Annotated in this window: 9 protein-coding genes and 1 pseudogene; 3 read left to right on the top strand and 7 right to left on the bottom strand. The window is 61.2% G+C overall.

From position 1 onward, the window contains the following. Nucleotides 1–127: 127 nt before the first annotated feature. Nucleotides 128–346 (bottom strand): hypothetical protein, encoded by a 219-nt coding sequence (locus IEW98_RS15705; RefSeq protein ID WP_188764418.1) that lies wholly within the window; start codon nt 344–346, stop codon nt 128–130. Between the two features lie 433 nt (nt 347–779). Between IEW98_RS15705 and asd the strand changes: the two are divergent. Beyond that, a pseudogene (gene asd / locus IEW98_RS16980) lies at nt 780–1,648 on the top strand (archaetidylserine decarboxylase). 137 nt (nt 1,649–1,785) lie between these two features. Continuing rightward, nucleotides 1,786–2,496, top strand: coding sequence for a superoxide dismutase (locus IEW98_RS15695; RefSeq protein ID WP_188764416.1), 711 nt, complete (start codon nt 1,786–1,788; stop codon nt 2,494–2,496). 275 nt (nt 2,497–2,771) lie between these two features. On the opposite strand, the gene IEW98_RS15690 is transcribed toward IEW98_RS15695, so the two are convergent. The 4 genes from IEW98_RS15690 to IEW98_RS15675 all read right to left on the bottom strand — a co-directional run bounded on the left by IEW98_RS15690 (nt 2,772) and on the right by IEW98_RS15675 (nt 7,223). After that, complete coding sequence (locus IEW98_RS15690) at nt 2,772–3,488, bottom strand: DUF3047 domain-containing protein (protein ID WP_188764414.1); 717 nt, start codon at nt 3,486–3,488, stop codon at nt 2,772–2,774. Between the two features lie 779 nt (nt 3,489–4,267). After that, complete coding sequence (locus IEW98_RS15685) at nt 4,268–5,068, bottom strand: crotonase/enoyl-CoA hydratase family protein (RefSeq protein WP_188764412.1); 801 nt, start codon at nt 5,066–5,068, stop codon at nt 4,268–4,270. A 184-nt stretch (nt 5,069–5,252) separates the two neighbouring features. Next, nucleotides 5,253–6,152, bottom strand: a complete 900-nt coding sequence (locus IEW98_RS15680; RefSeq protein ID WP_188764410.1) for a crotonase/enoyl-CoA hydratase family protein — start codon at nt 6,150–6,152, stop codon at nt 5,253–5,255. 231 nt (nt 6,153–6,383) lie between these two features. Further along, nucleotides 6,384–7,223 carry a fatty acid desaturase family protein gene (locus IEW98_RS15675; RefSeq protein ID WP_207792607.1) on the bottom strand — a complete coding sequence of 280 codons (840 nt, stop codon included), beginning with the start codon at nt 7,221–7,223 and terminating at the stop codon, nt 6,384–6,386. Between the two features lie 163 nt (nt 7,224–7,386). Here IEW98_RS15675 and IEW98_RS15670 point away from each other — a divergent pair, with 163 nt between their 5' ends. Next, nucleotides 7,387–8,205, top strand: a complete 819-nt coding sequence (locus IEW98_RS15670; RefSeq protein ID WP_188764408.1) for a type IV toxin-antitoxin system AbiEi family antitoxin domain-containing protein — start codon at nt 7,387–7,389, stop codon at nt 8,203–8,205. Between the two features lie 489 nt (nt 8,206–8,694). On the opposite strand, the gene tnpB is transcribed toward IEW98_RS15670, so the two are convergent. Continuing rightward, nucleotides 8,695–9,048 (bottom strand): IS66 family insertion sequence element accessory protein TnpB, encoded by a 354-nt coding sequence (gene tnpB / locus IEW98_RS15665; RefSeq protein ID WP_188764406.1) that lies wholly within the window; start codon nt 9,046–9,048, stop codon nt 8,695–8,697. Continuing rightward, nucleotides 9,045–9,404, bottom strand: coding sequence for an IS66-like element accessory protein TnpA (gene tnpA / locus IEW98_RS15660; RefSeq protein WP_188764405.1), 360 nt, complete (start codon nt 9,402–9,404; stop codon nt 9,045–9,047). The genes tnpB and tnpA overlap by 4 nt, the downstream gene beginning before the upstream one ends. Nucleotides 9,405–9,607: the final 203 nt, after the last annotated feature.

Below are 9,607 nucleotides of genomic sequence, written 5' to 3'. Positions count from 1 at the left end.
GTCGTCCAACCAAAACTCGCCTGCCATGCCGCGCTCCCGATGCCTCGGAAGCTTGAATCACACCTCAGACCAGATGTGAATCCTGTTTATGGGTCCCAGCCCTAGTTCTCAAAACGTTTGCCTGGCTTCATTTCTGAGCAGAATTGCAGTCGTTGATTCCGTCTTGACCTGCGCCTCGCTTTTCGAGGGTCATACCGAAGATAGCGTGGATTTCGTCGCGTGCGAATTCCTTGATGTTTGCGGGCACGACCGACTTCGAGCGTGCGCCCTTCATAAAGCCGAGCCGACCTGCCGACTGAAATGCGGAAGGGCCCGGCGCGTCGGATATATCGGACGAACTGGTCATGTCGGTTTTCCAAATCTCCGTGGGTCATCACTATACGATGCGGACGACACGGTCCCAAGTGCACTTGCGGCTCTTGCTCGTGACGGGGTTGCGGCGAGCGAGGCACAGCTCAATTTCATCATGGGCGGCGCCACGGAGATGATCATGGACTGGTCAAAGACGTGGCGCGCAAATCGGGTGCCAGCCCTGCGCCGCGATGTGCAGGCCTTTGCTGCGGCGGTGCTGGCACAGCCGTGCACGCTCGCGGAGAGCCCAGACTGATCAGGCACCCTTGCATAGGCCTGGGCACAGAAACTGAGGCGCCAATCGGGACTGAAGGCGGGGCGACAGTTGTCATCAAGGGCGCCATCTCGGCAAAGATTACTTGCAATGGGCCTCTACAGGCCTCCGTTGGGTCCGGGTGTGGATTGCCAATGCAGTGTTAAGGTTCGAGATGTCCGATCGTCTGAAGATTATGGTCCAGCACATTCTGCCCAAGCAGTGGCTGACCCGGCTTGCCGGGCATATTGCACGCGGACAGCTTGGGGCGATGACAACCGCGCTGATCAGATGGTTCGTGCGCCGCTACGGCGTCGACGTGCGCGAGGCCGACAACGCCGAGGTCGGCAGCTACGCCAGCTTCAACGACTTTTTCACCCGGCCTCTCAAGCCCGGGGTACGGCCGCTGGCGGATGCGGATTTCGCTTGCCCTGTCGATGGCGCGATAAGCCAGTTTGGTGCAATCGACGATTACCACATTGTGCAGGCGAAAGGACATCGCTTCACGACCACTGCGCTGGTGGGTGGCGACGTGGCACTGGCGGCGCTCTTCCGTCACGGCAGCTTCGCCAACCTGTATCTGTCGCCGCGTGATTACCACCGGCTGCATATGCCTTGCGACGGCCGGTTGTTGCGGATGATCCATGTGCCCGGCGCTCTGTTCTCGGTCAATCCGGTTACCGCGCGCGGCGTGCCAAGGCTGTTCGCGCGCAACGAACGGTGGTTTGCCTGTTCGAATCGCCGATCCACGGTCCGTTCGTCATGGTGCTGGTGGGTGCCACCATCGTCGGCAGCATGGCAACGGTCTGGCACGGCGTCGTCAACGGGGCCCGCACCGGTCGGATTGTCGATTGGCGCTATAACGACCGGGACATCGTTCTGCGCCAAGGCGAGGAAATGGGACGCTTTCTGCTTGGCTCGACGATCGTGATGCTGTTTCCGCCGGACAGCATCGTCTTCAACACGGCATGGGCATCGGAACGACCGGTACGTCTTGGGGAAGCTATGGGCGATCGGCCGACAGCAATGCCCGGGCGGCTTTGAACCACGATCATGCCGAGGTGTTACAGTGTTGAGCCCAATCCGGGCACGACGCGGTCGGCGATCACCGTGGCTGCCATCGTAAACTGACAGGGTGCCATACGTTCGACAAAACGCGACCAGCATCAGGGGGTAACACAATGAGCCAGAGAGCGATCGATCGACGTGGCATCCTGAAGGTGGGTGGTCTGGCGTCCGCCGGCGTCCTGCTGGCTGCGCTCGCCGGGGCAGCAGCAGGAACGGAGACGGCAGCCGTCGCAAAACCTTTCGAGGCACAGCCCTTGCCCTTTGTTCCGAAAACCATCGTCGGCCTTTCGGAAAAGCTGCTGGTGAGCCACCACACCAATAACTACGGCGGCGCGGTCAAACGGCTCAGTGCCATTCAGGCAGAGTTTGCGAGGCTCGAGCCGGCTACGGCGCCGGGGTTCGTGATCAACGGTTTGAAGCGCGAAGAACTGCTCGCCTGGAACTCGATGATCCTGCACGAACTCTATTTCGCCGGGCTGGGTGCCGGCAATCGGCCGGGCAGGGTACTTGCGGCAGCGACCGAACGGGATTTCGGCAGTGATGCGCGCTGGCGGGCGGAGTTCGTCGCCATGGGCAAGGCGCTGGGTGGCGGGTCGGGCTGGGTGCTGCTGACCTACAGCCACCGCGACAACCGCCTGACCAATCAGTGGGCAAATGACCACACGATGACGCTGGCTGGTGCCACGCCGATCCTCGCGCTGGACATGTACGAACACGCCTATGCGATGGACTATGGTGCCAAGGCTGCAGCCTATGTCGACGCCTACATGGGCGCGGTGAACTGGGCGGCGGCGGACCGTTTGTACGCCAAGGCGACAGGCTGACAGCGTTCAGATGCTCTGCTGTTTCCGCGATAAGTGTCTCTGCTCATTTTCGGACCCCTTGCGGACACATATGCGCGGCTGCTCCCGACCCAGTTCTCGTCATTCCGCGGACGGGACAGGAACGGCTGATCCTGACAGAAGCGGCCGTTCGACCGAAAAGCGCTGCAAGGCAATCGGGCGCCCTCGCGCCGAACGAGGATCCCACCAGTCCCGGTTCAAAAACCGGCCTTACTCTTGGATGGCCGCACACCCCATCAGCCTGGGCGAGCGCTGCTTCAGAACACCACAAGCGGCTTGGCCGCCGCGTCCGGGGTCAGGACAATATCGCCAAAGCTGGCGTTGGCTTCACCCTGCTGGATGATTGTGTTGGCGATGAACCACACCTGCACGATGCGCCCTGGCATCGGGCCGCCGGCATACTTGGCATAGTCAGCCGCAACATTGCGGCGTTCAGCCAGCCATTTTCCCACGTCCCGCGTGTCAGACCGCACCACCACATGATATTCTCGCCCAGTCCAGCCGGGGAGCGGGCATTCAAACCCAAAGCCTTCAACAAGGCTGGCGCTCCACATGTAGGTGAGATCCTTGCCGTTCTCGAACTTCACCGCAATGCTGAAATAATCATGGTTTGCCGATGCCGTCTCCGGTAACTTTGACGGGATCTGGTCAACCTTCCACCGCCATTGCAAGGTTGTCGCGGCGGTTAACGGCACATCTACATCGCGTGTCAGGATGCCGACATTTTTCTTGGTATGCACGTGCATCCGCCTTTTGGGGCCAGGCGCGCCGCGTGCTGCAGGTGCAATACGATAGATGTCAGCCGGACCGAGCACCGCCAGTTCTGGCAAATAGGCCCAACCTTCGGGCGGCACTGCAAGACCGGGCTTGACGGCCGGAGCAAGGTTCGGTGCCGGCTGCGCAAATGCCGGCAGCGCAAACGCCGCCAGCGCCAACGCCGCTGCCGGCACTATCGATCGCGTGCTTCTGATCATTGCAATGCGTCCCCCCAATCTGCCGTCCGTGGTGTTGCCAGCCAAGGAGTCAAACCGGGACACAGCCCACACAGACAATGAAGCTTAGCCTTTTCACCGGCATTGGCAATTGCCATCCGCACGTACCGGGCCGCGCCATAACCAAACCCGGCGAAAAATCGAAATCCCCATAGCCCAGACTCTGCGGCCCGCGGGTTCACCAGCAAGCTTCACAGCCTGGCAGATGCCAGAGGATGACCGCTCGGCTTCCACCTAGCCGTCGGCCAAGCGGCACACTGCAAGGCTTATGACACGCTGATCGCCCTGCCGCAGCAGGCGCCAAACCCCAGCCATTCAACGATGCCGCTCAACATTACGACGGAATGTCGGCCTCTGCCGAAAGCCGACGTACAGCGACCTCGCCAGGAATGACGGGTAAGTCCCAGACGGCGATGTCAGCCTAAGGCCTGATTTCGCACGCCGGTCCACAGCCGGCAGCGCTTCTACCTTCCCTTCACCCTGTGGATCGACGCCAAAGCGGGACCCCAGTACTCATGCGGCTTAAGCGCATAATAATGCTTAAATAAATAAGCTTTGCGGCGGGGGTACGGTCAGCGCCGATCGCGACCCCCATCTTTTGCAAAATTTCGCTTGATTGTAGCGGGTTATCACAATTCTACCGGGGTCCTGCTTCGGCGCCGATCCACAGCATCAGAATTAATTGCTTGCGATGTTTTGTAGAGGAGTCATTATTCGGCTCGTTTTGGCAAATTAGAACGCGGTAGGTCATCCGTTTTCGGTCATCGTGAGCCCTCGAAGTCGCCGTGCCGGCCAGCGCCCGCGGTAAAGCGGCGTGCACCGGCCCTGCCCTCAGCCTGTACGATGGGGGCGCCCAGACGGCCTTCGAGTTGAAGCGCCTCGTCAAGCGGCAGGTTCCACTGCGCGAAGGCAGAGTGTCTGTCGGCGACCATGCACTGCTGAGGAAAGCTCGCTATCTCGTGGGCGAGTCGTTCCGCAGCTTGGCGCGAGGTACCATCAGGCACGACGCGATTGGCGAGGCCAAACGACAGCGCCTCCATTGCGTCCACGGGCCGCCCGGTCAGGATCATGTCGAGCGCGCGCGCTTGGCCAACAATACGGGGAAGGCGGACCGTTCCGCCGTCGATAAGCGGCACGCCCCAGCGGCGGCAGAACATCCCGAACGTGGCGCTCTCCTCCGCCACACGCAAGTCGGCGAGTAGCGCCAGCTCCAGCCCGCCGGCCACCGCGTAACCGGCGACCGCCGCAATCAACGGCTTGCTGAGCAGGATACGGCTAGGCCCCATTGGACCATCTCCTCCGCCGGACGGATCGACGTCGAGCGAGCGGTTGCGGTCGTCAACCGACGACAGGTCCGCGCCAGCGCAGAATACGCCGTGATCGCCCCAAAGAACGGCGACGCGCTGATCTTCGTCTGCCTCGAACGCCTTAATGGCGGCGCGCAGCCCATCAGCCATCTCGCGGTCGACGGCGTTGCGGCGTTCGGGGCGCGACATGATGATGGTGGTCACGGGGCCGTCACGCTCCATGCGTACGGTGCGTTCGCGTCGATCGTCGTTCATGTCTACCTCCTCGTCCGATTGTTTCGGGTCGCTGGTTTCACGTGGGACGACGTATCGCGCGGCGTAAAACGCCGAGGTAGTGGTGCGACAGCGCGTCGTGGTGATCGTAGAAGCCTTGTGCGCGCAACAAGCGGTGCATCTTCGCCAAGTGATATGGCTATCGGGTCCTCGCACGCACCCGGCGTCAGGTCTGCCTGGCTTCCATATCGCGGATCAGTTCACGCGCCTCGTCTCCTTCCGGGATCGGGCGACCGCTATCGCGCCACTCGACGGCGGCCTTGAAGCCTTCGGCCTGTGCATAGCGACGGAACCATAGTCCTTCGGGATTGTGGCGCGTAATGCCATCAAACACCGTCGCCATCGTTTGCGACTGTTCCAGCCCCATCGTCAACATAACCTGGTTCACGACCAGCTTGTGCATCGCCAGATGACTGCGTGGCACGCCGGCGATGCGATCAGCCATTGTCATCGTCGCCGTCTCGAGTTCGGACAGTGGTACCGACATTGTCGCGAGGCCCCATTCGGCGGCCTTTTTTCCGTCAATGATGTTCCCGGTGAACATCATCTGCTTGGCACGCATCGACCCAAGGCGATAGGTCCACATTGCAGTCGTCGGGCAACCCCATACCCTCGTGGGCATATAGCCGATGCGCGCATCATCGGCCATGATCAGCAGGTCGCAGCATAAGGCGATGTCGCTGCCGCCCGCCACGGCGGCGCCATGCACCTTCGCGATGGTCGGCTTGCTGCTCCGCCACAGTGTCATGAAATCTTCGGTGTTGCGCTTCATGTGCGCAAAATCGTCCATCGGTTCCCACGGATACCGTTCCTGCTGGCAGGGATGGTCGATCATGGTCTCGGCAGATCCCACCAAGTCATATCCGCCACAAAAGCCCTTCCCGGCGCCCTCGACGATTATCACATGGATCGCGTCGTTGCGTTCGGCCCACTCAATTGCGTGACGGATGTCGCCGGGCATCGCTGCGCTAATCGCGTTGAGGCGGTGTGGACGGTCAAGCAGCAGGCGCGCAACGCGCGGATTGTTCGCATCCGGCTCAATCTGCAGCGTCTCGAATTTCGGCATCAGGCATCTCCTGTTGTCTCCGTCAGAACGACGGGCGATGGATTGCGTGCGCTCCGACTATGATCGACCGGCCTTTGGGCGAAGGATCGATATGATCCGACAGCAATTGATGGCTATCTGCCGGCGAACACTTCGGTGACGCAGCTTGTTCGCAGTGCGGTGATTGTTACAGAAAGTCGTATGACCAGGTGATGGGACCGCGTTTGCCCGAGGCGCCGCGCAGTGGCGAGCCTAGGCCCGCGCTGACGCCATCCGCAGTGTCTCGCCATAGCCGCCGCGGACTTCGAGGCGATTTACCAGCCCCGCCCGCGCCAGCACAGCATGAAAACGTTTCAAACGGTAACACGGCACATACAGCAGCAAATGGTGCTCGGCATGATAGTTGACCCAGTAAGGCGCGAGGAACGCCCGTGTGAACCAATCGACGCGCGTGGTACGCGCGACGCGCCACGGATCGCTCGACGGCAGCACGGCATGTTCGGCGATATTGCGGATCCGGGTCACCGCCTGCTGCCAAGTCAGCAGAGGCACTACCCACAACAACGGATACAACCACCAGTATCCTGCGAAGGCGAGGATGCTGAACAGCGCGGTATTGACGATGACCGGCCGGCCGAGTGCCTGCCAAAAATACCGCAGGCGGGCAGGAACGGGCTGCATCGGCTTGCCCAGTGCCGCACGCAACTGCGACCGCCGCTGCTTGAAGCCTGTTTGGCCGGTCAGATCGCGGATCAGCTTTCGGCGCATGCTTGCGCGTGTCGTCGGAAATTTGGCGGAAAGGTGGAGATCGGGATCGTTTTCGGCTTGGGCGTATTTGTGATGTTCGAGATGATAGGCACGATAAGCCAGCGTGTCGGCGGCGACCGAATAGCCGCAGAGCCATTGGCTTAGCCACATATTGACGCGCGGGCTGACTGCCAGCCCGCCATGGGCACCTTCATGCATCAGAATTGACAGTCCCAATTGCCGACTACCGATGACGGCGATGGCGAACAGGATTGTCAGCGGGTTTGGCAACCAAGCCACCAATGCCATGGCGGCAGCGATCACGCCCCAGCAATGAACGATCATTCCAACGCCGCGCCAGGTTGACCGTGCACGAAGGTCGCGGAGCTGGTCCGCTGTGAGATGCCTGTGGAGATTGACCCGATGTGCAGGCATATCGGCGGCTACTATTGTAGACATGGCGGCTCCTCACTATTATGTGGCGTATAATGACGCATATAGACAAATAATGCAACATATTTCCTTCGGCGATTTGCCGCAGCCTGGCGCTCGGGCCATCGTCCTCGATCTTGTTGCGCGCGGTGACCATCCCACCGTAACGACCGCAGTACTGGTCAAGGCCGGGGCGGCATTCGGCATCGAGGCGACAGGAATGCGGACCGCTATTGCAAGGCTGCGGGCCGATGGCCGGCTGATCCAGATCGAGCGGGGCATCTATGCACGTGGGCCTCAAGCAGAACCGATTGGCCGGCGCTTGCGCGGTTGGCGTGATGTCATTGATCGGCAAATTGTCTGGGATGGTGGCTGGCTTCTGTCCGTCACGGGTGCGGCAGAACGCACTGACCGTACTACATGGCGACGGACGCTGCGTGCATTCGACCTGGAGGGTTTCGACGAAGCCGAGACAAATCTATGGATAAGGCCCGACAATCGCGCAGGTGGTGCGGCAGCGACCCGCGCGGCGCTAACGGATTTGGGTGCTGCACCCACGCTGTTCCTCGCCCGCGTTGAAGATCTCGATGCGGGCCGGGATTCACAGCTACGCTCGGAATGGCGCGAAGCGCGGCAAGATGCCGACTATGGCGCGCTTACGCGCGCGCTGGCAGAACATCGACAGCGCAGCACCGGCGAGCCCCTGGCCACGGTTGCCGCGACGACGCTGGTATTAGGCCGCGAGGCAATTCGACGGATCATTCGCGACCCGCTGCGTCCTGACGGTCTCGGCGGGGTCGATGCGTTGCGCGAACTCGTCAGCGAGATGGTCCTTTACGATGTAGTGGGGCAAGCGGCCTGGCGGGCGTATCTAAATTTGCCAGCAATCGCGTAACGGCGACTTTTGAGGCGCAAGCCGACCAGCCAGCGTTTCGTCCCACCGTCAGACGAATGTGGCACGGCGTGCTCAGCAATGGTGGCCAACGCGGACTAGCCGCAAATCCGGAGCTGCGCCGCCGAGCCCGTTCCGCTATTTCAACAACTCGTCGGAAGTGATTCGTCTCGTCGTGATGATGTACGTTAGAGCGGTTTCTTATCGACGTGAATCGTTGGGGATTCACCGTCCGTGCGAGCCAACCCTGAACCTTGTTCGATGGACAAGGAGCCAAAGCTGACTTTGCCATCCTCGCTGTAAAAACGCTCTGAACAGTAATCCCGCGTAAAATCGCGTCAAATAACTATATAGTTTGAATAATATCTGGTTTTGGAGGGGTCGCGCTTCGCGCGGAGAATGACCCCGGCCAGAAGGTCAAAACGTCATTAAAAACGATTTCTTACGATGTTTTGGGGAGGGGTCATTGTTCGGAACGATTTCACACCGCTGCTACTCAGACCCCATAGCCGTCGGCCGCCACGTCGCTTGCGGGTGACGCCAGTCGATGCCTTCAAGCATGCACGCCATCTGTGATGCCGAGATCGCCACCACGCCATCGACAGCAGCGGGCCAGACGAACCGGCCACGCTCCAGGCGTTTGGCGTAAAGCGACTTCCCCAGTGCATCGTGCCACAAGATCTTGACCAGATCGCCGCGCTGGCCGCGGAAGATGTACAGGTCGCCGGCGTGCGGATCGCGATGGAGACCCTGCTGCACCTGCAGCGCCAGGCCGTGCATCCCGCGCCGCATATCGGTGTGGCCGGTGGCGATCCAGATCCAGACACCGCCCGGAACCGGGATCATCGCGCCAGCGACCGCAATACCATCGTTACCAGCTTCGCCGGCGCATCGGCGGCGATCCGCACCACCGCGCCGCCGACCTCGATTACGATCGCTGCCTTGGGTGGTGACGCCGGCACCGCTGCCGCATCAGATGCGATCATCACGGCAGCAAATCCATGGCCCTCACGCTGAGCCTCCCGCTCACCGTCATAGGAGCCGCCACCGAATTGCCGTCGCCAGCGGTAGATCTGGCTCAAGCTCAGGTCCGCCGCCCGCGCAATCTCGGCCACCACGGCGCCGGGAGCAAACGCTGCCGCGATAAATCCCAGCTTCTGCTCGTCGCTGCACTGCCGCCGGCGCTCGGCGCCCGAAAACACCGTGATCTAACCCATCGCACCGTCGCTAACATCGGTGCAAACACCAGTGCTTGCACCGATGCTACGTCGCGGCACCCGCCAAACCAGGCAAGGCGGCCTGAGGTGGTCCCGGAAAACTGGACAGGGTGTTAAGCTATTCCCGATCTGAAGGATTGACGGGAATGAAGACGACGAGAAAGCGCTACAGCTCGGATTTCAAGGCC

The organism is Sandarakinorhabdus glacialis, assembly GCF_014643455.1.
Lineage (GTDB): Bacteria > Pseudomonadota > Alphaproteobacteria > Sphingomonadales > Sphingomonadaceae > Sandarakinorhabdus > Sandarakinorhabdus glacialis.
Note: the sequence above shows the minus strand (reverse complement) of the source record. Positions and strands in the feature narration are given on the sequence as shown.

Bases quoted from the DNA above. Each gene is read 5' to 3' on its own strand.
- IEW98_RS15705 (WP_188764418.1), bottom strand. From the start codon at position 346: ATGACCAGTTCGTCCGATATATCCGACGCGCCGGGCCCTTCCGCATTT.
- IEW98_RS15695 (WP_188764416.1), top strand. From the start codon at position 1,786: ATGAGCCAGAGAGCGATCGATCGACGTGGCATCCTGAAGGTGGGTGGT.
- IEW98_RS15690 (WP_188764414.1), bottom strand. From the start codon at position 3,488: ATGATCAGAAGCACGCGATCGATAGTGCCGGCAGCGGCGTTGGCGCTG.
- IEW98_RS15685 (WP_188764412.1), bottom strand. From the start codon at position 5,068: ATGAACGACGATCGACGCGAACGCACCGTACGCATGGAGCGTGACGGC.
- IEW98_RS15680 (WP_188764410.1), bottom strand. From the start codon at position 6,152: ATGCCGAAATTCGAGACGCTGCAGATTGAGCCGGATGCGAACAATCCG.
- IEW98_RS15675 (WP_207792607.1), bottom strand. From the start codon at position 7,223: ATGATCGTTCATTGCTGGGGCGTGATCGCTGCCGCCATGGCATTGGTG.
- IEW98_RS15670 (WP_188764408.1), top strand. From the start codon at position 7,387: ATGCAACATATTTCCTTCGGCGATTTGCCGCAGCCTGGCGCTCGGGCC.
- tnpB (WP_188764406.1), bottom strand. From the start codon at position 9,048: ATGATCCCGGTTCCGGGCGGTGTCTGGATCTGGATCGCCACCGGCCAC.